Annotated in this window: 22 protein-coding genes and 1 tRNA gene; 9 read left to right on the plus strand and 14 right to left on the minus strand. The window is 59.5% G+C overall.

The window, feature by feature from the left end; genetic code table 11:
* Positions 1–6: 6 nt before the first annotated feature.
* A complete protein-coding gene (locus tag HMPREF2617_RS00125) occupies positions 7–789 on the minus strand; it encodes a class I SAM-dependent methyltransferase (RefSeq protein ID WP_070838969.1) in 783 nt (260 codons plus the stop codon).
* A 46-nt stretch (positions 790–835) separates the two neighbouring features.
* On the opposite strand from HMPREF2617_RS00125, the gene HMPREF2617_RS00130 reads away from it, so the two are divergent.
* The 3 genes from HMPREF2617_RS00130 (at position 836) to HMPREF2617_RS00140 (ending at position 3,341) form a co-directional block, all read left to right on the plus strand.
* Positions 836–1,780 carry a CE1 family esterase gene (locus HMPREF2617_RS00130; RefSeq protein ID WP_083323141.1) on the plus strand — a complete coding sequence of 315 codons (945 nt, stop codon included), beginning with the start codon at positions 836–838 and terminating at the stop codon, positions 1,778–1,780.
* 87 nt (positions 1,781–1,867) lie between these two features.
* Complete coding sequence (locus tag HMPREF2617_RS00135) at positions 1,868–2,404, plus strand: gamma carbonic anhydrase family protein (RefSeq protein WP_070451558.1); 537 nt, start codon at positions 1,868–1,870, stop codon at positions 2,402–2,404.
* Between the two features lie 55 nt (positions 2,405–2,459).
* Entirely contained in the window at positions 2,460–3,341 is an 882-nt protein-coding gene (locus tag HMPREF2617_RS00140; RefSeq protein WP_070828947.1) for a 3-hydroxyacyl-CoA dehydrogenase, read from the plus strand.
* Between the two features lie 61 nt (positions 3,342–3,402).
* On the opposite strand, the gene HMPREF2617_RS00145 is transcribed toward HMPREF2617_RS00140, so the two are convergent.
* From HMPREF2617_RS00145 to HMPREF2617_RS00155, 3 genes are all read right to left on the minus strand, one after another.
* Positions 3,403–3,476 (minus strand) — tRNA-Pro (locus HMPREF2617_RS00145).
* 81 nt (positions 3,477–3,557) lie between these two features.
* Positions 3,558–3,899 carry a YchJ family protein gene (locus HMPREF2617_RS00150; protein ID WP_070423212.1) on the minus strand — a complete coding sequence of 114 codons (342 nt, stop codon included), beginning with the start codon at positions 3,897–3,899 and terminating at the stop codon, positions 3,558–3,560.
* An 86-nt stretch (positions 3,900–3,985) separates the two neighbouring features.
* Entirely contained in the window at positions 3,986–5,212 is a 1,227-nt protein-coding gene (locus tag HMPREF2617_RS00155) for a bifunctional alpha/beta hydrolase/OsmC family protein (RefSeq protein WP_083279529.1), read from the minus strand.
* Positions 5,213–5,328: 116 nt separating this feature from the next.
* On the opposite strand from HMPREF2617_RS00155, the gene secA2 reads away from it, so the two are divergent.
* From secA2 to HMPREF2617_RS00180, 5 genes are all read left to right on the plus strand, one after another.
* The gene (secA2, locus tag HMPREF2617_RS00160) at positions 5,329–7,620 is read left to right on the plus strand and encodes an accessory Sec system translocase SecA2 (protein ID WP_070838971.1); all 2,292 of its coding nucleotides are present in this window, start codon (positions 5,329–5,331) and stop codon (positions 7,618–7,620) included.
* A gap of 83 nt (positions 7,621–7,703) precedes the next feature.
* Positions 7,704–8,129 (plus strand): oxoglutarate dehydrogenase inhibitor Odhl, encoded by a 426-nt coding sequence (gene odhI, locus HMPREF2617_RS00165; RefSeq protein WP_070423210.1) that lies wholly within the window; start codon positions 7,704–7,706, stop codon positions 8,127–8,129.
* Positions 8,130–8,181: 52 nt separating this feature from the next.
* Entirely contained in the window at positions 8,182–8,934 is a 753-nt protein-coding gene (locus HMPREF2617_RS00170) for a transcriptional regulator FtsR (RefSeq protein WP_070423209.1), read from the plus strand.
* A gap of 5 nt (positions 8,935–8,939) precedes the next feature.
* On the plus strand, positions 8,940–9,521 hold the full coding sequence (locus tag HMPREF2617_RS00175) for a bifunctional nuclease domain-containing protein (RefSeq protein WP_070423208.1): 582 nt from the start codon (positions 8,940–8,942) through the stop codon (positions 9,519–9,521).
* 128 nt (positions 9,522–9,649) lie between these two features.
* The gene (locus tag HMPREF2617_RS00180; RefSeq protein ID WP_070423253.1) at positions 9,650–10,225 is read left to right on the plus strand and encodes a MerR family transcriptional regulator; all 576 of its coding nucleotides are present in this window, start codon (positions 9,650–9,652) and stop codon (positions 10,223–10,225) included.
* Between the two features lie 74 nt (positions 10,226–10,299).
* Here the strand turns inward: HMPREF2617_RS00180 and HMPREF2617_RS00185 are convergent, their stop codons facing one another.
* The 6 genes from HMPREF2617_RS00185 to gndA are packed head-to-tail and all read right to left on the minus strand — an operon-like array spanning position 10,300 to position 17,892.
* Positions 10,300–11,682 (minus strand): vWA domain-containing protein, encoded by a 1,383-nt coding sequence (locus tag HMPREF2617_RS00185; RefSeq protein ID WP_070838973.1) that lies wholly within the window; start codon positions 11,680–11,682, stop codon positions 10,300–10,302.
* Between the two features lie 51 nt (positions 11,683–11,733).
* Positions 11,734–12,597, minus strand: coding sequence for a 3-methyladenine DNA glycosylase (locus tag HMPREF2617_RS00190; protein ID WP_070838976.1), 864 nt, complete (start codon positions 12,595–12,597; stop codon positions 11,734–11,736).
* 11 nt (positions 12,598–12,608) lie between these two features.
* Positions 12,609–13,661 carry a hemolysin family protein gene (locus HMPREF2617_RS00195; protein ID WP_070838978.1) on the minus strand — a complete coding sequence of 351 codons (1,053 nt, stop codon included), beginning with the start codon at positions 13,659–13,661 and terminating at the stop codon, positions 12,609–12,611.
* Positions 13,658–15,031, minus strand: coding sequence for a hemolysin family protein (locus HMPREF2617_RS00200; RefSeq protein WP_070423204.1), 1,374 nt, complete (start codon positions 15,029–15,031; stop codon positions 13,658–13,660). Before HMPREF2617_RS00200 ends, HMPREF2617_RS00195 begins: the two co-directional genes overlap by 4 nt.
* A 17-nt stretch (positions 15,032–15,048) precedes the next feature.
* Positions 15,049–16,398: a DEAD/DEAH box helicase gene (locus HMPREF2617_RS00205; RefSeq protein ID WP_070771025.1), complete on the minus strand. Its 1,350-nt coding sequence runs from the start codon at positions 16,396–16,398 to the stop codon at positions 15,049–15,051.
* A 27-nt stretch (positions 16,399–16,425) separates the two neighbouring features.
* On the minus strand, positions 16,426–17,892 hold the full coding sequence (gndA, locus tag HMPREF2617_RS00210; protein ID WP_070771024.1) for an NADP-dependent phosphogluconate dehydrogenase: 1,467 nt from the start codon (positions 17,890–17,892) through the stop codon (positions 16,426–16,428).
* A gap of 50 nt (positions 17,893–17,942) precedes the next feature.
* Between gndA and HMPREF2617_RS00215 the strand changes: the two genes are divergently transcribed.
* Complete coding sequence (locus HMPREF2617_RS00215) at positions 17,943–18,392, plus strand: PaaI family thioesterase (RefSeq protein ID WP_070615113.1); 450 nt, start codon at positions 17,943–17,945, stop codon at positions 18,390–18,392.
* Between the two features lie 7 nt (positions 18,393–18,399).
* Here HMPREF2617_RS00215 and HMPREF2617_RS00220 read toward each other — a convergent pair whose 3' ends face one another.
* From HMPREF2617_RS00220 to HMPREF2617_RS00235, 4 genes are all read right to left on the minus strand, one after another.
* Positions 18,400–19,473, minus strand: coding sequence for a magnesium and cobalt transport protein CorA (locus tag HMPREF2617_RS00220; RefSeq protein WP_070423200.1), 1,074 nt, complete (start codon positions 19,471–19,473; stop codon positions 18,400–18,402).
* A gap of 143 nt (positions 19,474–19,616) precedes the next feature.
* Positions 19,617–20,492, minus strand: coding sequence for a pyruvate formate-lyase-activating protein (pflA, locus tag HMPREF2617_RS00225; protein WP_070771023.1), 876 nt, complete (start codon positions 20,490–20,492; stop codon positions 19,617–19,619).
* Between the two features lie 3 nt (positions 20,493–20,495).
* Positions 20,496–20,747 (minus strand): autonomous glycyl radical cofactor GrcA2, encoded by a 252-nt coding sequence (grcA2, locus tag HMPREF2617_RS12360; RefSeq protein ID WP_034999039.1) that lies wholly within the window; start codon positions 20,745–20,747, stop codon positions 20,496–20,498.
* Positions 20,748–20,791: 44 nt separating this feature from the next.
* Positions 20,792–22,909 (minus strand): pyruvate formate lyase family protein, encoded by a 2,118-nt coding sequence (locus HMPREF2617_RS00235; protein WP_070771022.1) that lies wholly within the window; start codon positions 22,907–22,909, stop codon positions 20,792–20,794.
* Between the last annotated feature and the right edge of the window lie 148 nt (positions 22,910–23,057).

A 23,057-nucleotide genomic window follows, 5' to 3' on the forward strand; every position in this document is an offset into this window, starting at 1 on the left:
CCCGCCCTATCGCCGGTACACAAACGCGTCCGTGCGGTAGGGCAGCGGGATGATTTGTCCCTCATCGAACCCGAGGCGCTCGTAGAGGTACCACGTCAGATTCGCCTCCATCTTTGCCCGGGTGCGCTCGGAGGCTTTCAGCCAGTACGAGCGTGTTGCCATGAGCTCGAAGCAGTGTTCCACCGGGATCTGGTCGACCCACTCGGTGCGAACCTCGCGCTCGAGTTGCCACGGGGCGTGCACGGTGGGGTAGAAGCCTTCGCGCTGCACATCACCCGAGTGCATGATGCGGCTGAGCCGCAGCACCCAAGGGTGATGTACCGCGAGCGTATTCCAACACAAAACGAGAGATCCGCCATCGCGAATGACGCGGTCTGCCTCAGCGCTGGCCTCTGCCGGGTCTACCCAGTGCCAGGTCTGTGCGCACGCGAACGCATCGACGGCATTGTCCGCGAGCCCCGTCGCTTCCGCCGTCGCCCGCCACACAGGCACCTCCGGCAACTGGTGATGGAGTACCCGCGTCATGTCGGGGGAGGGGTCGCATGCATAGACGGTGCGGTGGTCGTCGATAAGCAACTGCGTTAATTTCCCAGTGCCGGCGCCGACGTCGCACACGACATCGGCGCCGTCGAACAACTCGGCAACCTCACGAGGATACGACGGACGCGCATCGTGGTAGCGATCCGCATCGCGCACAAACGCACTCGCCGCGGTGTGTTGGTGAGCGCGGTCACGAAAGGTCGGCTGCGACTTCTTGCTCGGACCTGGCTGTGTTCCGCTTATTGGCATGATGCACTAATCTACCTGTCGTGTTTTATCCGGAGCAGCAGACGTAATGGGCAAAGTTTCAACCGTCACTGCGGCGGCGTTGTCCACAGTCCTGCTCGTACTCACCGGCTGCTCCGGAGGGGACGGAAGCGTCAAGGAACCCGGGGTAACAACCAAAGCACTGCCCGCTGCGGACGACGTGCGCGAGGTCGAACCATGGGGGCCACCAGGCAGCGAACATCGCAACATCACCGCAGGTGGGTTGAAGCGCGACTACATCGTCTCTACCCCTGCGGGAGCGCGTCAGCGTGACCGTCTGCCAGTGATCTTCGTGTTCCACGGCTATAAGGAAGACGCCGAAAAGATCCGGAAAAACTCCGGGCTCGATGCCGCAGACGCCATTGTGGCGTACCTCGACGGCAAAGATTCTGCCTGGGCGCCTGCACCGTACGCCTCGACTTCTGGGCAACAAGACCTTGCGTTTGTGGACGCCGTCCTCGCCGCGCTCGAAGGCGAATTTTCGGTCGACCACTCCCGTATTTTTGCGGCGGGGTTCTCAAACGGTGGGGGCTTCGCCGCGTTTGTGGGTTGCCAACGACCACAGGCATTCACAGGCATTGCCACGGTTGCAGGCGCCTATTATCAACGCGTTTCTGCAGGCTGTTCCCAGATACCGATGATGCACGTCGATTTCCACAGCACGGGCGACAATGTCATTGCCTACAACGGCGGGCAACGCCACGCCACGGCATACAACTCGGTGGAGGAAATGCTCAACGAGACCGCGTCGCGCAACCACTGCGACGCCCGCCACGAAGACATTGAGGTAGCCCCTGGCGTTATCCGCGAGGCGTGGACAGGTTGCGACGCCGAACTTGCCCACTACCGCATCGAAAATGGCCCTCACGTGTGGCCAGGCGGCGCCGGCGACTCATCTGGGACGGTGCCGAAAGGCTTCGCCACCGACGCCATGCTGAAGTTCTTCCGGCTCGGCCGGGCGACGCAGCAGTAGCGCACTGCTTGACGACGAGCACCCGAACAGGCGCGGTTACGCACTTTTCAGTGCCACGCGTTGGGCAATTCCGGCACACTGGAACGCATGATTTATAGCTTCGAGGGCAAAACCCCCAAGATTCATCCATCGGCGTACATCTCTGATGAGGCGACGATTATCGGCGATGTTGAGATAGGCGAGGATGCCAACATCTGGCCCGGCGTGGTCATCCGTGGCGATGTGGGCGCAATCCGTATCGGTGCACGTGTGAACGTGCAAGACGGCTCAGTCCTGCATGTGGATACGGATGGGGAGACAGTGCTCGAAGAGGACGTGACAATCGGCCACCTTGCGATGATCCACGGTTGCCACATCGAGCCAGGCTGCCTGATCGGGATGAATGCAACGGTGCTGTCACGCTCGCGCATCGGCAAGGGCAGCATCATCGCCGGCGGGGCAGTGGTACTGGAGGGGCAGCAGTTGCCGGAGTTCTCTCTTGCAGCAGGTGTGCCGGCAAAGGTCAAGCGCGCACTCGAGTCGGACACCTTTGAGGCGCGGTTGAGGCACGCGGCGTATTACGTGGAGCTGGGCCGGCGGGCAGCGACAGGTCTCATGGCGGTGGACCGGGCGTCGCTTGCGTAAAACTTCACACTAGAACTGCTGTGAAAGTCACATAAACAGGATTAACGTGACGGGCATGACATTCAATAACGTAACAGTACTTGGTGCAGGTGTCCTGGGCGCGCAGATCGCTTTTTGCTCTGCTTTCGCGGGCAAGAAGGTAGTGTCCTACGACATTAACGAGGAGGCCCTCGCGGCCGGCAAACAGCGTTTCGACGCCATCGGTGAGCAAATGAAGGCGGAGCTCGAGTCCGCTAACGACGAAACCATCGCGGCGGCGCACGAAAACCTCACCCAGACCTCGGACCTTAAGGAAGCGCTAGCGAACGCGGACCTGGTCATCGAGGCGATCCCGGAGAACCTCGAGCTCAAGCGCAAGGTGTGGGCCGAAGTGGGGCAGTACGCCCCGGCGACCACCGTCTTTGCCACCAACACGTCGACGCTCATGCCGAGCAAGTTCGCGGACGCGACGGGTGCGCCGGAGCGCTTCTTGGCACTGCACTTTGCCAACCACATCTGGATTCAGAACACCGCCGAGATCATGCCTCACGAGGGCACTGACCCGAAGTATGTGGACCAACTCGTGGAGTTTGCGGAGCAGATCAACATGGTACCGGTCCCGCTCAAGCGCGAGCAGCCCGGCTACGTGCTGAACACCCTGCTGGTGCCGCTGCTCAGTGCCGGCATGTACCTGCTGCACCACGACATCGCTGACCCCGTCGACATCGACCGCGACTGGTGCAACTCCACCGGCTCCCCGCGCGGGCCGATTGAGATCATGGACCTCGTCGGCGTGCGCACCTTGGTCGCCGTGATCGAGTCCAACGAGAATGCCCCGCAGTGGCAGAAGGATTTCGTTGAGACGACACTGAAGCCGATGGTCGCAGAAGGTAGGACCGGCCTGGAGGCTGGGCAGGGCTTCTACACCTACGACGCGAACGGCAAGATCGTGTCTTAACCTACAGTCGCAAATACCCCTGGGGCCTGGCGTTTATCGCAGCGGCCCCAGGGGTGTTTTGTCGGACTGACAGGATTTGAACCTGCGACCCCCACACCCCCAGTGTGGTGCGCTACCAAACTGCGCCACAGCCCGATCCGTTACTGCTCAGCGCGAGGCTGAAACCGTAACTCGCCCGATATTACAACACTGTCATACGCGCCCAAAACTGGCTGGTCACCGAACTACGCCGTCGACGTAAACCCAGGCGCCGTCGCGCCGTTCGAAGGTGGAGCGCTCGCGGAGGGAACCGCCGGGGTAGTGGGCTTCGAAGGTCACGACACCCTCGGCGTCGAAGGGGCCGCCGCCTTCAGTTTCCAGGACGATCAGGCGGGTAAACGGCTCGCCTTCAGGATTCACGTCGAGGCCGGCGGGCAACTTTTCCGGTGCCCAGGTGCGGGCGATGTAGTCACCGTCGCCGATGACAAAGGCGGTGTAGCGCGACCGCATGAGGGTCTCAGCGGTCGGGGCTTTCGCAGTACCGGAAATGTAGCGGCCGCAGCAGGCTTCATATGGCATGCCAAGCCCACATCGGCAAAGCCCGCGTACTTCGCTCCACAAGTCACCGGTGCCAGCAGTACCTTCAGCGTTTTCAGCGCCTGTCATTACTTGCCCAACCGTTCTGCGCGGTGCAGTTGGTTCTGGCGACGACGGCGCTCAAGCGAGGCGGTCTCCGCAGTTGTTTCGATCTCGCTCTTGGCCACGTAGCCGTCGACAGTGGACGCGGCACCGGCGGCGCGCAGGGTTTCCACCTGGTCGTCGGTCAGGTCGCCGTAGAGGGTGATCAGGCGGGTGAAGGTGCCGTCGCCGTTGTGGTTGACTTCCACGCGGACGTCGTCAAGCGACATGCCCTTGGCTGCCTCGCGCACTGCCTGGGAGCAGGACACGGCGAGCGCGGACATGTACAGGCCTGTGGAGGTGACACCCTGGCCCTTGCCTCCGGTGTTCTTCGAGCGGTCCGTGGTGATGGCGCGGTTAGAGGTGCGCACCACGTCGCCGTACTTCGTGCCGCGGGCAGAGTAGGACACCGCGTTGTCGTCGGTGGTCTTCGCTGGCACAAACAGTGGCTGGAGGTATTGCACGGCCCAGGACCCGATGATGTCTGCAGCGCGTTGTGCAGTGCCTTCGCGGGTGAGTAGGTGGTCTGCCTTGTCCAGCGTCATAAGCGACTTGGGGTAGCGGGCCTTGGTGAAAATATTCTGGGCGTTGTCGATACCGACGGTGACGTCGATAGGCGAGTGCACGATGAGCAACGGCTTGCGCAACTTCGGCAGATATTCCTCTGGGTTGGTCTCTGCGAGGTCTTCGAGGAATTCGCGCGAGATGATCAGTTCGCGCCCGCCGAGGGTGACAGGGACGGAGCCGTGCATGTCGGCGTCGCCGATGGAATGTGCGTAGTGCAGCACCGAGTGGGCGGGGTCGAACGGCGCGCCCACAGTGGCCACCGCCTTGAGCATCTTCTTCAGCTCAGGGCGGGTTGCTGCCTTCAGCGCAGCCGCGCCGCCGAGGGAGTGGCCCATCAGCAGCTGCGGGGCCTTGTAGTTCTCCTCCAGCCACTGCGCTGCAGCGACGATGTCGTCGACGTTCTGCGAAAACGACGTGTCTTTGAATTCGCCTTCAGACTGGCCGAGTCCCGGAAAGTCGAACCGAAGCGTGGCAATGCCGTGCTCGGTCAGGCGCTTAGAAATGCGCGATGCGCCCGGCGTGTGGCGGGACCCGGCGAAGCAGTGCGCGAAGATCGCGTATGCCTGGGCCGGCCCGTCCGGTCGGTCGATGGTGCCTGCCATCATTTTCCCCGTTGACGAGGGGACTTTCACGTTCATAGACAGCATGGTTTGGCTTCCCTCCTTAATTTTGACCATCAGCGTAATCGTGTCACCATCAATTTCGCACGTTGGCGCACCCCTTCAGCGGAACGTTGCGCCAAACCGCATTATCCTTAAGCCTTATGGGCAAATTCGACTGGTTCTGGAAAGCCATGGGCTCCACGGCGGAGCGCAACAATAAGAAGTCCAAGGCTGTCGTCGCCGACGCACATGGGCTCATTGAGGAGCTTTCGCTTCTCGACGACACCGCGCTCGCCGAAACCGTCCGCGCCGCCGTCACCGATGGGGAAGTCAAGGACAAGCCGCGTTTCCTCGCTGGGCTGTCCGTGGCTTCGCAGCGCACACTCGGCATGACGCCGTTTAACGTGCAGAACCAAGCGGTGCTTCGCCTGCTGGAAGGCGACGTGATCCAAATGGCCACCGGTGAGGGCAAGACCCTGGTTGGCGCGATGGCTGCCACGGGTTTTGCGCTGCAGGGCAAGCGCGTCCACCTGATCACTGTGAACAACTACCTTGCGGCCCGTGACGCGGAGTGGATGCGCCCGCTCGTGGAATTTTTTGGGTTGTCGGTTGCGGCGGTGACGGAGTCGTCGACACGCGAAGAGCGCATCGCGGCCTACCGCTGTGACGTCATTTATGCCCCGGTGACCGAGATCGGCTTCGATCACCTGCGTGACAACCAGATCACTTCCCGCGATCAGACGGTGCAAGCGCCGGCAGATGTTGCGCTCGTCGATGAGGCGGACAGTGTGCTTGTCGACGAAGCCCTGGTCCCACTCGTCCTCGCCGGCTCCGAAGGCGCCCAACAGGCCACCGGGCAGATCACTGAGGCCGTCTCGCACCTGGTGGAGGAGAAGGACTACACCATCGATTCCGACGGGCGCAACGCGTTTCTTACCGACGAAGGCGCACAGAAGATCGAGCAGTTGCTGGGCATCGACTCGCTGTACTCCGACGAAAACATCGGCACCACACTAGTTCGCGTGAACCTCGCGCTGCATGCGAAGGCCCTGCTGATCCGCGACGTCCACTACATCGTCGAAGACGGCAAGGTCGCGCTTGTGGACGCCTCACGTGGCCGCGTCGCTGAACTCCAACGCTGGCCGGACGGGCTGCAGGCTGCGGTCGAGGCAAAGGAAGGCCTTGACGTGTCCGAAGGTGGACGCATCCTCGATTCGATCACGCTGCAGGCACTCATGCGCCGTTACCCGCTCGTGTGCGGCATGACCGGCACCGCCGTGGAGGCGACCGACCAGCTGCGCAGCTTCTACGGTCTACACGTCTCTGTCATTGACCGTGCTAACGAACTGCAGCGTTTCGACGAAGCAGACCGCATCTACGCCACTATGGCGGATAAGAACGCGGCCATCGTCGAAGAGATTGCGCATATTCACAGCACAGGCCAGCCCGTGCTCGTCGGTACGCATGACGTCGCCGAATCGGAAGCGCTCGCGGAGGCGCTTGAAGCGCGTGGCATCGACGTCAACGTGCTCAACGCAAAAAATGATGCGGAGGAGGCCCGCATCATCGCCGAGGCAGGAGACATCGGCCGTGTCACCGTCTCAACCCAGATGGCAGGCCGCGGTACCGACATCCGTCTCGGTGGAGCTAACGAGAGTGACCAGGCTGAGGTTGCGGCACTCGGCGGGCTAGCGGTAATCGGTACCGCGCGTCACCGCACTGCACGCCTAGACAATCAGCTTCGTGGCCGTGCGGGTCGCCAGGGCGATCCAGGCTTGAGCTTGTTCTTCGTCTCCCTTGACGACGACATCATCACCACCGGAGGGGCCGACGAATCCTTCTCCGCGCAGCCTGAACCGGATGGGCGCCTCACCGGCAATCGAGCCCAGCAGTTCGTTGAGCACTGCCAGCGCGTCACCGAAGGCCAACTGTTGGAGATCCACTCCCAGACGTGGAAGTACAACAAGCTTCTCGCAGACCACCGCGACATTCTCGACGAGCGTCGCGCCACCATTTTGGATACTGACACAGCGTGGCGAGAACTCTCTAAGCGCTCCCCGCAGCGCGCCGCCGAACTGTCGCACCTACCGCAGCCGGCTCTCGACCAAGCAGCGCGCGAAATCATGCTGTTCCATCTCGACGCAGAGTGGTCCGAACACCTCGCGCTGATGGACGATGTCCGTGAATCTATTCACCTTCGCGCTATCGCACGCGAGACCCCGATCGATGAGTACCACCGTATTGCTGTGCGCGAGTTCAAAGACCTCGCCAACCGTGCGGTTGACCAAGCAGTAGAAACCTTTAACACCGTGGATATCGATGAATCCGGGGCGCATCTTGCTGATGCAGGATGGAAGCGTCCAAGCGCCACATGGACCTACATGGTTTCGGATAATCCGCTTGCCGGGTCAGGCAATTCGGTCATTAGTGGCATCGGCAATATTTTCCGTTAAGTCACTAAACACCACCCAATCCCGACTTGGGCGGTACTATTGCAGAAGTTCTCAATCTCGACTCGATAGTCAAGGAGTTAGTCATGAGCGACAACACGCCGCAGAACCAGGTCGAAACCACCTCGGTATTCCGAGCAGACCTGCTCAAGGAGATGGAATCTGGTGCCGCGGCATCTGTGGATTCCGCAGCAGGAACTGAAAACCTCCCCGAAGGTGCGGCGCTGCTCGTCGTCAAGCGTGGCCCGAACGCTGGTGCACGCTTCCTGCTCGACCAGGAGTCGACCACGGCAGGCCGCCACCCAGAGGCGGATATCTTCCTCGATGACGTGACCGTGTCTCGTCGTCACGCCGAGTTCCGCGCCAACGAGGATGGCTACGAGGTTGTCGACGTCGGATCGCTCAACGGCACCTACGTCAACCGCGAGCCGCGAAACACGCAGCAGCTGACCAATGGCGATGAAATCCAGATTGGCAAGTTCCGACTCGTATTCATCACCGCGGAAGCCTAAGCTTTCCGTTCATCCTTAGCCCGACGTCCCACGAGAAGAAGAGCACGATCACGTGAGCGCAATCCGCAAAACCGCACCGCAGCAGACGGCCGCGAAGCAAGCCAAGCCCAACAAACCGGCAAAGACCATGTCGATTGGTGTTGTGCTTGAGCGTTTGCGGACTGAGTTTCCGGACGTGACCGTCTCCAAGATCCGTTTCCTCGAATCCGAGGGACTGATCACACCGCAGCGCACGGCGTCGGGCTACCGCCGTTTTACTGATCAGGACGTGGAGCGCCTGCGCTACATTCTGGTCACCCAACGTGACAACTACCTCCCGCTGAAGGTGATCCGCGAACAGCTCGAGGCCATGGATTCCGGCCAGGTCACCGCGATCCTGACTGCAAACGATGCTGAGCCGATGATCTCTCCGGAGAACTTCCGGGCCCCGGCACCGACGCGCCTGACCGACGTGGATGTTGCGGAACAGGCTCAGGCTTCGCAGTCCACGGTTGAGGAATACATCAAGGTAGGCCTCATCACCCCAGACGCGGCAGGCCTGTTCAATGTCGACGATGTTCGAACTGTCACTACCGCAATGTCCCTGGCTGAGTTCGGCTTGGACTCGCGTCATCTGAAGACGCTGCGTACCGCTGCTGCTCGTCAGGCTGACATGATCGGTCAGGTCACCGAACCGGTTGCAAAGTCCGGCAAGGTCAATGCGCAGCAGCAAGCAGAAGAGATTGGCCAGCAGATGTCCGCTCTGGTGGTCTCGCTGCACGCTTCGCTGGTGAAGAACGAACTGCGCAAGCAGTCCGGCAACTAGTCGTCATGGAAGCAGTCGAGCTGGTCGGGGTGTACCCCGTCGGTCCCGAGCAATACCTTTGCGCATTGCTGCAGCGATCCTCTAACGGCCGCTGCATTCCTGTCTGGGTACCAACGCATGAGGGTGGGGAATTGGCTGCCCGGCTTTCAGGTTGGTCGCCAATCCGCCCCCGCACCATAGATGCCGTTGTGGATCTGATTCGCAACACCGGAAAAACAGTAGAAACCATTGAGCTGTCTTCGTACTTAGAGGGCATGTTTATGGCAACCGTGTCGTTTGCGGACGGCTCTGAACTGGACCTGCGGGCGAGTGACGCGCTTCTGCTTGCGCTTGAATTAGACCACGAACTCAGCGTTGATGACCTCGTAGCAAGCCAGGCATCGATCTACCTTTCGCCGGAAGACGCGCAGCGTTTTCTTGGTGCTGAACTCAAGGTCATTGATCCTCAGGAATCTGTTTCAGCAAGCGGCGACGCCCAGGCTGACGCTGATTTTGAAGAGCTCATGCGCAATCTTGGTGTGGATGACCTCGACACCGGTGATACTCCTGATACTGATGGGGACGATGGGGCAGACGAGGCGAAATAAAGTCTCAGTGTAAAGTTGAGGTTGAGAGTTCGGCGTGTTGCGCGTGAAACTCTTGACCCAGGTCCTATGCTTGGCATTTAATAGTCAGCAGGCCCTCATATAACTTTCATGGGAGTAATTACGTGAGTATCAACGATCTCAACCAGGTAGGCGAGCAGGAGACCACCTCGGCTGCGGTGCAGGAATCGCTTTTCGACGTCGGCCCGTCCGACGAAGTGGGCTACCGCGTACCGATCGCATGCCAGGTCGCAGGCATCACCTACCGTCAGCTGGATTACTGGGCACGCACTGGGCTCGTTCGCCCGTCGATCCGTGGCGCAAAGGGTTCTGGTTCCCAGCGTCTGTACTCCTTCAAGGACATCTTGGTACTCAAGATCGTCAAGGGTCTTTTGGACACCGGCATTTCCCTGCAGAACATTCGCCTCGCGGTGGACAAGCTGCGTGACCGCGGTGTCTCCGACATTGCGGAAATCACCCTGGTCTCCGACGGTGTAACCGTCTACGAGTGCCGCTCCAACGAAGAGATCATCGACCTCCTTGGCGGCGGCCAGGGCGTGTTCGGCATCGCGGTGCCGCAGATTATGAAGGAACTCACCGGCACCATCTCTGCGTTCCCGTCCGAGCGTGTCGAAGAAGAGATCGACGCTCCAAACGTCATTGGTTTCGACGAGCTGGCTGATCGCCGTCGTCGCAAGACTTCCTAAACAGGCCACACAACAACGGCCCGGGCTGGGTACTCCCTCCAGTCCGGGCCTTTGTTGCTTGCCGATGTTAGCCGTCAGAACCCTGCGGCCTGCTTCACCGCATCCGCGATGTTCTCTGCAGTCTTGGCATCGACCTGTTTTTTGGCGATCTGCTCGAGTGCCGCATCCGGATCGCCTTCTCCGACACGTACCACAGTCAGGTCCAGGTTGGTGCCCGCTGCCTGCCGGAAGCCGTCAATAAATGCTGCGTCATCTCCGGCATCAGCGGTGCCGGTGGTAACGAGCACAATTCGCATTGGCGCATTTGCGTTGCCGTATGCAGCAGCCGCAGCCTGGAGTGCTTCGCGGGTCTGGGGGACTCCGCCGACAAGGAAGCGACGCACCGCCACGTTGACCGACTCCGCATCAGGGGAGACGGAGATGTTTTGGCGGAAACCATTCACCACGCCAGGGGTCAGCGGTGAGGAGTAGTTCCACAGACCTACTTCCTTCCCTGCACCGGCAAGTTCAAGCGCGGTGTTGCCAATCGCGTCCTTGGCTGGCTCGATAAACGGCGCCATTGCCTCAGAAGTGTCAAGCAGGAACAACGTGTTGACCGGCTCGATCACCTTTGCAGCCTCAGCTTGATCGCCGAGCTTCTCTCCACCAGAAGGCAGGGCAGCAGCCCAGACCAGATCCGAAATCACCGGCTGATCTTTCTCGGAGCCATCGAACTTCTCGGCTGCGGCACGTGCGAAGTCCTGGCCAGCGCGCGCTTGATCCTCGTTTACTGTGTCGTTCTGGTTCAATGGGATCGCCGCGTAAACAATGTCTGCGCCGACTGAGGTAAATGAAAGACCTTCCGGAACACTGTCCTTCGCAGTCGCCACAAGCTTGCCGTCTGCTCCTGCGAAGTCCGCCAGCTTACCCAGACGCTGATCGGTGAGGGCCTTCACAGCATCATTGTCGTTGCCGGCGACCTTTGCCGCCACCAACGCGGAAGCCTCAGGCTCTTCCTCAACAGGGAACAGCACAGACTCGGTCTTCACGTCCTCCAACTTCACCTGTTCGGTGCCAGCGACTCCTACAGGTTCACTATGGACGGCTTGGGGGTCAGCAACCGCTGCAGTGCGCTCAGCCGACTTCAACGCAGTATGCGTAATCGAGGTATTCGGAGCGATATAGACTGCTGCTTCCTTGATCGAGTCAACATACTGCGGCTTGATGCAGTAGTCCCGGACAACGGGGTTGGCGGCTGCGTAGTCGTCGATAAGTGCACGGCCCACTTTCTCATCGGAAGCGGCGACCGGCAGAACCAGATCACCGGATACGCAATCAGGAGCTGCAGCGCTCGAGTCGGTGCCGTCGCGCTGCCACAAAACCACCGCAAGCACTGCAGCTACAGCGAGAGCGACAAGCAGGGCGATAAGCCAACCCGCTAGCCTGAAATTGTTTTTACCGCTTGCGTGCCTAGCCATTGTGGTCGTAGCCCCTTCAACGTCGAACGATTGAGAAAACCTGCTCCGAGCTTAGCTGTCCAACGCAGCTTCTACGGTCGCGACAAGCCTGGCGCGCAGTGGAGCAGCGGCTTGAGCCAATGCCCGTTGACGCGCAACGTATTCCGCTTTACCTTCAGCGGTTTCTACCGCGACAACATCAAAGCCCAACTCTCGGCAGTCGTATGGCGACGCTTCCATATCCAAGCGCCGAGCCCGTGCCGCAAGCTCAAAGCAATCCAGGAAAAGCTCGCCAGGTACCAGCGGTCCTAACTTCAACGCCCACTTGTACAGATCCATGCTGACATGTACACAGCCAGCCTGGTCGTGATCAGGCTGAGACTCGCGAGTAAGAACAGTCAGATTCAGCGGACGCGCTGCAGGGGTGAAGAAACGAAACGCGTCATAATGTGAGCACTTGATGTGGTGAGACTCAACCACGCCGTTGGTGCCCTCTGCTCCAAGGCGAAGTGGCAAATCGTGACGTGGGTGGCCGGTCTTATACACCATCGCCCACTCGTGCATGCCGAAGCAATCAAAGTGAGCAGGACGCGTATCGACGGCACGCAGCAGCCGGCCAACCATCTCCACATCATTGCGTCGATGCTGGAGGAAAAGGCCTAGATTCAAGGACACGGTTCCGTCAGGTGCTGTGACGTAGTCGCGCCAAGACGCTTGCGGTGTATCCGCAGCCTGCGCGAGAGCGATCCCAACCCCTGGATGCCAGCGCTTCAAATGCGATGGGCGAACGGGGTAGTACTCAAAGAGGAAGTCCCATACTGGGTGGTACTCGCCATGCGCACGCCGAGCCGCACGGGCGTCCGCCCAAGGAGCCGCACGCTGCTCGTGCTCGTGTATGCGTGCGAGATATTCCTCAGGTTGCAGGGTTGTGGTCATACGCACGCTAACTATTCGTTTTCGTGTGTCCAGTCCGACACCGTACCCACGTATTCCTCGATGAGGTCTTCGAGGGCGACGATCCCGACGAGGCGGCCGTTCTCATGCACTGCCGCCATGTGCGCTGAACGTCGGTGCAGCAAAGTAAGAGCGTCGTCCATTGACTCGTGGCCGTCGACTGTGATGAGCGGTCGAATGCGTGAAAGCGGCACGCGTGGATCCTTCTCATCTGTCTCCATCAAGTCCAGAATGTCCTTCACATGCAGGTAGCCCGCCAGGGATCCAGTGCTGATCAGTACCGGGAAGCGTGAAAAACCGGTGTCTTGCACTGCCTGCTCGATGATCGAAAGACGGATGCCGCGCGGGTCGTAGGGGATCGTCTTTACCTCTACAAGCGGGATGAGCACCTCGTTGAGGCTGCGGGAATCCTGACGCAACGCCTTTGCCAAACGGACAGTTTCCTCGGCATCCAGGAGCCCCTCTTTGCGAGACTCCTGAATCATTGTGGCTAACTGCTCCTGGTCGACAGTGGAATCCAACTCGTCGCGCTGTTGGATACCGAACGCAGCTAATGTCTTACGAGCCACCCAGTTAAGTGCTTCCAGCACGGGGCGGGTTAGCTTCATCCAAACCGTCATCGGTCTGGTCAGCCACATTGCGGATTGCTCAGGCCCCGCGATGGCAATACTCTTCGGCACCATCTCGCCGAACAAAATGTGCAGGAAAGAAATGAATGCAAGCGCAATAACGAACGAAATTGGATGCAGAATATCTGCCGGTACACCCAGCGCGAGGAACGGCTCCTCCAGATATTTTGCAATCGCCGGCTCGGCAACCTTGCCCAATATCAGCGAGGCCACAGTAATGCCGAACTGCGCACCAGCCAAGTAGATGGAAAGGTGCTCGGTTGCGTACATCACGTCCTGGGCTTTGGTTTTGCCTTGGGCCTGGAGTGACTCGAGACGGTCGCGGCGCGAGGATACGAGAGCGAACTCGGCTCCAACAAAGAATGCGTTAGCAGCGAGGAGGGCGACAATCAGGACAACAGCGAGCCAGATACTCATCGGTCGGCCTCCTCAGGGGTAATCGGGCGCAGCATCGCTTTATCCACACGGCGGCCGTCCATTGCGGTGACCTGGGCAAGCCATGATCCGGCGCCTGCCGATTGGAACTCCTCCTGCAGCGAACCGAACGTTTCGCGCAGGACGACCTCGTCGCCAACCTTCGGGATGCGACCGAGTGTTGCCATGATCAGACCGCCCAACGTCTCGTAGGGGCCGTCGGGTGCTGTGTAGGCGAGGCGCTCTTCGAGCTCGTCGAGACGCACGAGCCCGGAAACCTCCCATGAGGTGCCGTAACGGACAAAGTCCTTTTCGCTTTCGCGGTCATCGTATTCGTCGTACACCTCGCCAAGAATCTCCTCAACGAGGTCTTCGATGGTAACCAGGCCCATGGTGCCACCGTATTCATCGGCAACAAGCACGACCTGCGAACCAGCAGAGCGCACCCGGTTCAGCACGGAATCGCCGTCCAGCGTGCCCGGGACGATTGGGACACGCCGGGCAAGCGTGGCAAGTTGTGTGGTCGCACGCTCGTCGGGTGGCACGGAGAATGCGTCCTTGATGTGGACGACTCCGAGGGTGTCGTCGAGATCGCCACGCCGCACTGGGAAACGCGAACGCCCAGTTTCGCGAGCAAGTGCGATCAGGTCGACAACAGTATCCTCCGCGTCGAGGGAGTCGATGGTGGAACGGGGCGTCATCACCTCTTCAGCTGTGGTCTCGCCGAAGCGCAGTGATCGGTCGATCACTGCAGCGGTCTCAGCATCCAAACCACCAGCCTCTGCCGACGAACGCACCATGGCGCCAAGCTCCTGAGAAGAGCGGGCCGAGGCAAGCTCGTCGGCAGGCTCGATACCCATTTTGCGCACAATCCAGTTAGCGGAGGTATTGAGAAGGTTGATAAACGGCTTCATCGCCGTGTTAAACCAGTGCACTGGTGGCACGACCACGCGAGCTGTTGCCAGCGGGTCCGTAATAGCCATGTTTTTCGGTACAAGCTCGCCGAAAACCATCGACAAAAACGTTGCGATGACAAGGGCCAAAATAAGTGCGACAGTGGTTGAGGCCGACGCACTAAGTCCGACGGCCTCCAACGCAGGGGTGAAGAACTTACCGAGTACAGGCTCGGCAAGGAAACCTGCCGCCAGCGTCGTCACCGTAATGCCGAGCTGGGCGCCTGAGAGGACGAACGAAAGATTCGCGTGATCACGCGCGATAGCGCGGGCTGTAGCATCCCCGCGTTGTTTAACGTGGGCATCGATTGTGGAGCGCTCGAGCCCCGTCATGGCGAACTCGATTGCGACGAACAACCCGGTAGAGGCTGTCAGCAATACGAACGCCAGAAGAGAAAGTATGGATATGAATATGTCCATGTGTGTTGATCTGCGCCTTAGCGGCCGTTACTCCTTCGTTTGTTCTCTCCACGACGACCCTGCGAGTTGCCGCGTTGCCCACGTGTAGAACGGGAACGTCCAGCGCGGCTCGATCGTTGCGACGACCGACGCCCAGCGCGGGAACCTTGCCCGCCACCACCACGGGGAGCCTGCTTCGGAGCCCCCGGCGGAGGCAGTGGCTTTCCATCTGCGACACGTGCTCCTGTAATCGTAACCAACGACTCCGACATTGGAGCCACTCTGACCTCCGGAGCCTTCACGCCTGCCTTGCGCATCAGTTGCGCGACTTCCTTAGCTTGCTCGTCCATGACGAGCGTGACCACTGTGCCGGACGTGCCAGCACGGGCGGTGCGCCCTGCGCGGTGCAAATACGCCTTGTGCTCGGCTGGCGGATCGACGTGGACGACAAGCGAGACGTCGTCGACATCGATACCGCGTGCGGCAATATCAGTAGCGACGAGCACCGGGGTGGTGCCGTCGCTGAAGCCGTCTAAGGCACGCGTACGCGCCCCTTGGGTTTTATCGCCGTGCAACCCCTGGGCATTGATGCCGACACGTCGCAGCTTCTTCACCTGACGGTCAACACCGTGTTTCGTGCGCATAAACATGATGGTCTTGCCGTCACGTGCGGCGATCTGCATCGCGATCTCATTGCGTTGCTCACGGCCACCGACCAAAAGTCGGAAATGCTCCATGGTGTCCACAGCGGCCTCCACCGGCGCAGTGGAGTGCGTCACTGGGTTGTGCATGTAGCGGTCGATGAGCTTTTGCACGTCGCCATCCAGTGTGGCGGAAAACAGCAAACGCTGGCCGTTTTTGGGAGTGCGGTCGAGCAGCTTGCGAACTTGTGGCAAAAAACCCATGTCGGCCATCTGGTCGGCTTCGTCCAGAGCAGTGACCTCCACCTTATCCAGGAAGAGTTTCTTCTGGTTGATGAGATCCTCGGCGCGGCCTGGGGTAGCCACAAGGAGATCGACTGGGGAGGCCAACACACGAATGTGGTTATTGATGTTCACGCCACCGACAACATCGAGGACGCGTAGGCCGAGGGCGGCAGCGGAGTCGTCGAGACGCTCGCGAATCTGCGTTGCAAGTTCACGCGTCGGCGCAAGCACGAGCGCTCGCGGGTGACCCGGGCGTGATGGGGCTCCAACGAGACGGGCAAGCATAGGCAAACCGAACGTAAACGTTTTGCCCGAGCCTGTTGGACCCCGCCCGAGAACATCACGGCCCGCAAGGGCATCGGGGATAGCCGCCTCTTGGATAGGGAAGGGCTCCGTGATGCCCTGCTTTTTCAGCGTGGCGACGATTTCACGGGGTAGGCCGAGGTCGGCGAATGTAGTCATTCAGATCAGTGTACGCGCGTCGTTGTTTTAGTAGCTCAACTCTTCCCGCTCGCCGGACCAGGTGGTGTGGAACGTGCCTTCCATGTCCACGCGGCGGTAGGTGTGTGCACCAAAGAAGTCGCGCTGTCCCTGGATCAGTGCTGCTGGCAGCCGCTTGGCACGCAGCGAGTCGTAGTAGGACAACGAGGAAGCGAACACCGGCACTGGGAGTCCAAGCTGCGTAGCGACGACAACCACACGGCGCCATGCGTCTACCAGGCCCTTTTGCAGTTCTCCGGTGAAGTACGGATCGAGCAACAACGACGGGAGATTCGGATCGTTTTCGTAGGCCTCGGTAATGCGGTCGAGGAACTTCGCACGAATGATGCAGCCACCGCGCCAAATACGTGCGAGATCGCCCGGTTTGATATCCCAGTTGTGCTCGGCGGACCCAGCGTTAATCTCGTCGAAACCTTGCGCGTAGGCGACCAACTTGGAGGCGTACAGGGCTCGGCGGACATCGTCGATAAACGCAGTCTTCTCCACGCCAAGTGCTTCGAGGGTACTCAACTCGCCCGCCGGAAGTTCGGCTTCCGTCGCAGCCTCGCGCTGGGCAAGTGCCGACGACAGCGCGCGGGCAAACACTGCCTCACCGATAGCTGTGGTCGGTACACCAAGATCCAGTGCCTCCTTGACGGTCCACCGTCCGGTGCCTTTTTGGCCGGCAGCGTCCACGATGACGTCGATAAACGGTTTTCCGGTGCGGGCGTCGACCTGGCGAAGCACCTCCGCGGTGATTTCGATGAGGTAGGAATCCAGATCGCCCTTGTTCCATTCAGTGAAAATGTCGGCGATCTCCGCAGGCTCCAGGCCTGCTGCGTAACGCAGCAGGTGGTACGCCTCGCCGATGACCTGCATGTCGGCGTACTCGATGCCGTTGTGCACCATCTTGACAAAGTGGCCAGCGCCGTCCGGGCCAATGTGGGTCACGCACGGGGTGCCATCGACCTTTGCAGCAATGTCTTCGAGGAGTGGTCCAAGTGTCTCCCAGGATTCGACTGGGCCACCCGGCATAATCGACGGGCCACGCAATGCACCTTCTTCACCGCCGGAAATACCCGCGCCGACAAAATGGCGATTGCGCTTGGCCATCTCACGTTCACGGCGAATCGTGTCGGTGAACAGGGCATTGCCACCGTCGATGATGATGTCACCGTCTTCCATCGCATCAGCGAGCTGTTCGATGACCGCATCAGTTGCTGCACCGGCCTGCACCATGATCACTGCCTTGCGGGGGCGCTGCAGAGATGCGACAAAGTCCTCGATGGTCTCGGCGGCGATGAAGTTTCCCTCATGGCCATACTCGTTGATAACCGCCCGCGTCTTCTCTGGTGAGCGGTTGTAAATAGCGACGGTATGGCCCTTCGATGCAAAATTACGGGCAAGGTTTGAGCCCATTACTGCCATACCGACGACACCGATTTGAGCAAGAGGTTCTGAAGCATCTGCAGTCATAGTGCGAATTCTACGTGGCTGAGGACAGATCATCCGTATCATCGACGAGCATGAACCTAGAATTCGATTTTCGCCTGTACAACGAAGTGCTTGACACGCCGTTGAGCGAAGAAGAACTCGCTGTGATCAACAGCCTCAACGTTGATTTCGCCCAACGACTCGGGCTAGTGCTGGATTACTGCTCAAAAGACCGGATGGATGCACACCTCGTTGCAACTGAGGAGCATCTGCAGCCAACCGGCATCGTCAACGGCGGTGTCTACTGTGCAATCGGTGAAACCATGGGGTCAATTGCGGCGGTGGCAGCTAGCGCACAGCCTGCAGTGGGGATGAGCAACTCCACCGACCTTCTGGGCAGCGTGCGCGCGGGGCAGCGTATCGACGCCACCGCGGAGCCGGTCCACATCGGTGCCCGCACCCACCTGTGGCGCGTGAACATGTACTGCGAGGAGAAGTTGGTCGCTGTGACCAACCTCAAACTGATGATCCTGAGCAAATAGTGGCTGATTAAAGCCAGTGGTTCTTGCGGAACCACCACCACATCACCGAGATAGCAATGAACATTGCGAGAAGTGCAGCGGGGTAGCCGTAACGCCAGCCAAGCTCTGGCATGACTTCGAAGTTCATGCCGTAGATTCCGGCAACCAACGTCGGCACCGCCGCCATGCCCACAACGGCCGAAATCGTACGCATGTCAGAGTTCTGCTGCATCGTAATCTTCGCTACCGACGCGTCCAGCAGGGACGTGAGACGTTCGTCGAAGCCTGAAAGACGGTCGCTGACGATCGTGGAGTTATCTTGGACGTCGCGGAAGTAGGTACGCAGAGCCTTACGCATAAAGTCCTTGTTGTTCGTCAACCCGTTGCGAAGCGCTGGCGACAGTGGGTCGATCGCGTGACGCATCTCCAAAATCTCACGCTTGTAGGTGTAGATCTTGTCAATGTTGATCGTGCGACGTGGCGTAAACACTTCGTTTTCCAGCTCGTCGACGTCGCTTTCGAGGAAATCCGCGACCTTCAGGTAGTTGTCTACCAGATAGTCAGATACCGCCCACGCCACAGCAGAAGGCCCGAGCAGCGCTAGCTCTTCTTCGTCCTCGAGCTTGTTGGTGAGGTCAGGGAGACGGACATTATGGCGAATCGTGATGGCAAACTTCTCGCCGATAATCATCTGTACTTCGCCGGTGGAAATGATTTCACGGGCGTCCGACACCTCTTCGTCGTCACGATACGACACTGAACGCACAACCAGGAACAACTGCTCGTCGTGGCGTTCAACCTTCGGTCGCTGATGTGCTGCGACAACATCGTCCACAACCAGGTCCTCAATATCGAAGACCTCGGCGATGCGTTCCATTTGCTCCGTTGTGGGCTCTTTCAGAGACAGCCATACGAAAGCGTTGTCGTAGCGTTCTGCCACCTCAAGTGCGTGAGTCATGCGCACATTTCCCGGCTGGCGTTTGCCGTCGACAAAAACGCGGCAAAAGTCGATCTGACGCTCGACAGGCACCGGGATTTGGTTCACAGACGGGGGCTGCACCTTCTTAGGACGCTGTCCTGGAATTGAAATACGTGGCGGCATAGCTTTAGCCCCCTTTCACGCTTGTGGGGCTTGCCGTATGAGAGGTCGCCCTGTAATGAATAGGCACGCAAAAGGCGCGCACGAATACCGAAAGTGATATTACGCGTGCGCGCCTTAATGTCTAACGGGGGTGATACCCCGGGTTAAAACACCGTCAAACCACGCGAGCGGAAGATTGATCGCACATGCTCAACGGACTCTGCGGACGGGGGAGTGACGTCCTGCAACTCGTAGTCGAGGCCAATCTTGTCCCACTTGTCGGCACCCATGTTGTGGAAAGGAAGCACTTCCACACGCTCCACGGTGCCTTTCCAGCGTGCAACGATATCGGCAACCTTTTGCACATTTTCCTCGGCGTCAGTCAAGCCGGGGACAACGACAAAGCGAATCCAAACTGGTTTGCCTTTCTCATGCAGTCGGTCACCGAAATCGATTGTCGGCTGCAGCTGGCGCGCGGTGACATTTTCGTACGTGTCCGGATCGCCGGACTTAACGTCGAGGAGGAACAAATCAATATTGTCCAGGTCCTCGTCGGTCAAGCGTGCACCAAGGTAACCAGAAGTGTCGATTGTGGTGTGCACACCAGCGTCATGCACTGCCTTGAGCAGTCGTCGTGTAAACGCGATCTGAAACAGCGGTTCGCCGCCTGAAAGGGTCAGCCCGCCACCGGAAGCGTTAAAGACAGGCTTGTATCGCAGTACGCGGCGCACGACGTCGTCGATACGCTCGAGTGTGCCTTCCTTCATTTCCATCGTGTCCGGATTGTGGCAGTACTTGCACCGCAGTGGGCAGCCCGACAAGAAAATCGTCATACGGGTGCCCGGTCCGTCGACGGCAGTGACCAGTTCCCAAGAGTGGATGAGGCCGATCTCGCCAGTACGGCGAGCCTCAAACAACTCTGGGCGAGTGATCTCAAGGTCGTCGGTGGAAAGTCCGCCTAAACCGGCAGCGACGCCGCGCACGCGCTCGCCTGCTTCAGGCGATAGCGTGACGACGCCGCTCGTTCCGTCTTGGGCCATAAACTACGCGCCCTGGTGGAAGGTACGAGAGATGACGTCGCGCTGCTGCTCCTTGGTCAGCTTCACGAAGTTCACGGCGTAGCCAGAGACACGAACAGTGAGGTTCGGGTAGTTCTCTGGGTGCTCCATTGCATCCTCAAGCGTGGACTCGTCAAGCACGTTGATGTTGGCGTGGTACAGGCCAGAGTCCATGTTGTTTGCGGAACGGGAAGCCTTCATGGAAGCGAGGCGCTCGTCGAAAGTAGGGGTGGTCATGTTGTCGTCTCCTTCGGAGTGAATAGGTGAGTGGGAAAGTCTGATTAGGCGGGGTTAATGACCGCGTCGGCGTTGTCCATGATGAAGCCGGCGTCGAGAACACCAACCAGGTTGGTGATCTGCTCTTCCTTGTTACGGCCCAGACCCGACGGGGTGATCGTGTTGGTCAGCGAAATGCCGTCCAATGCGTCGTTGTAGTCGAGCTTGCCCACGGACAGCATCGAAGCGACCATGCCGTGATTGTCTGCACCGTTCTCCGGGTTAGCGCCTGGTGCGAACGGGGTGCCGGCCTTGTGACCGGACGGGAAGGAACCGGTTGCCTTGCCGTAGACGACATTCGAGGTAATCGTCAACACCGACTGGGTCGGAATAGCGTCGCGGTACATCGGGATCGCCTTGATCTTCTGCATCACGGTGTGAACAACGGTTGCAGCGATGTCGTCGGCGCGGTCGTCATCGTTGCCGTAGAACGGGAAATCGCCTTCCGTGATGTAGTCGACGATCAAACCGGTCTCATCACGAACCGGGGTGACCTTCGCGTACTTAATCGCGGACAGGGAGTCAGCGACGATGGACAGACCAGCAATGCCGCAGCCCATGGTGCGAACGATGTCAGAGTCGTGCAGCGCCATTTCGATGGACTCGTAGGCGTAGCGGTCGTGGCAGTAGTGGATGATGTTCAGAGCCTCGACGTAGGTACCGATAACCCAGTCGAGCATCTCCTCGTACTTCTGCCAGACCTCGTCGAAGTCGAGTGGGCCATCGCCCTCGATCGGCTTGTGGTCACCGTCAGTAATCTGCTTGCCGGTAACTTCGTCACGACCACCGTTCATGGCGTAGAGCAGTGCCTTCGCAGCGTTAACGCGTGCGCCGAAGAACTGCATCTGCTTGCCAACCTGCATCGGAGAGACACAGCACGCAATAGCGGCGTCGTCGCCCCACTGGTCACGGATCTGCTTGTCAGACTCGTATTGCAACGAAGAGGTCTCGATGGAGATCGCGGCGCAGAACTCCTTGTAGCCCTCCGGCAGCGCCGGATCCCAGAAGATGGTGATGTTCGGCTCCGGAGCAGGACCCAGGTTGCGCAGCGTCTGCAGCAGACGGAACGCGGTCTTGGTGACCTGGTGGCGGCCGTCCTCAGAGAAACCAGCGTCGGTCCAGGTTGCCCAGTACGGGTCACCAGAGAAGATCTGGTCGTAGTCCTCTGTACGGAGGAAGCGCACGATGCGCAGCTTGATGACGAGCGCGTCGATGATCTCCTGCGCCTCAACCTCGGTCAAGGTGCCGTTGGCTAGGTCACGCTCGAAGTATGCGTCCAAGAACGGGGAGAGGCGACCAATGGACATTGCGGCGCCGTCCTGGCTCTTTACGGAGGCAAGGTAGCCGAAGTAGGTCCACTGCACGGCTTCCTTGGCGTTGGTTGCCGGGCCGGAGATGTCGAAGCCGTAGTCTTCAGCCATCTTCTTGAGCTTCTTGAGCGCCTTGATCTGCTCGGCGTGTTCCTCGCGGTAGCGGGCCCAGTGCTCGGAGAAGCCCTTCTCCAAAGACGCATCCTTGGCCAGCTGCTTTTGCTCGATGAGGTAGTCAACGCCGTATAGCGCCACACGACGGTAATCACCGATGATGCGTCCACGGCCGTAGGCGTCCGGCAGGCCCGTGACGATGTGGGACGAGCGTGCTGCGCGGATACGAGGGGTGTAGATGTCGAAGACGGCATCGTTGTGGGTCTTGCGGTAGTGGGTGAAGATCTTCTTCACCTCCGGGTTGACCTCTTTGCCGGCCTCCTTGATGGCCTGCTCAACCATGCGCCAGCCACCGTTAGGCATCATGGCACGCTTGGTCGGGGTATCAGTCTGCAGACCGACGATCACGTCATCATCCTCGGAGATGTATCCGGGCTTGAAGGCGTCGATATCGGCCGGAGTGTCAGTGTCAACGTCATAGACGCGACGCTCGCGCTCAACGGCGAGGTAATTCTTATCCAGGTAGTCCCAGAGGCGCAGTGTCTTGTCGGTTGCGCCTTCGAGGAAGGATGCGTCCCCGTCGTACGGGGTGTAATTGCGCTGAACAAAGTCGCGGACATCGATGTGCTCGGTCCACGGTCCTGGCGTGAAACCTTCCCACGCCTTGTTCTGGATTTGCGGCTCTGTAGAAACAGTCACAGTTGCACGATCTTTCACATAGATAACTAGTGGTCTTCATGCGGCTGCGCTTACCCATTCCCAAACACAGTCTCTTTAAAGCGCTTGCCGCTTACCTATGAGTATAAAGAAGTTCTCCGACTATAGGTAATACGTTTGGCGTGGTGTT

Source organism: Corynebacterium sp. HMSC070H05 (assembly GCF_001837615.1).
GTDB classification, from domain to species: Bacteria; Actinomycetota; Actinomycetes; order Mycobacteriales; family Mycobacteriaceae; genus Corynebacterium; species Corynebacterium coyleae.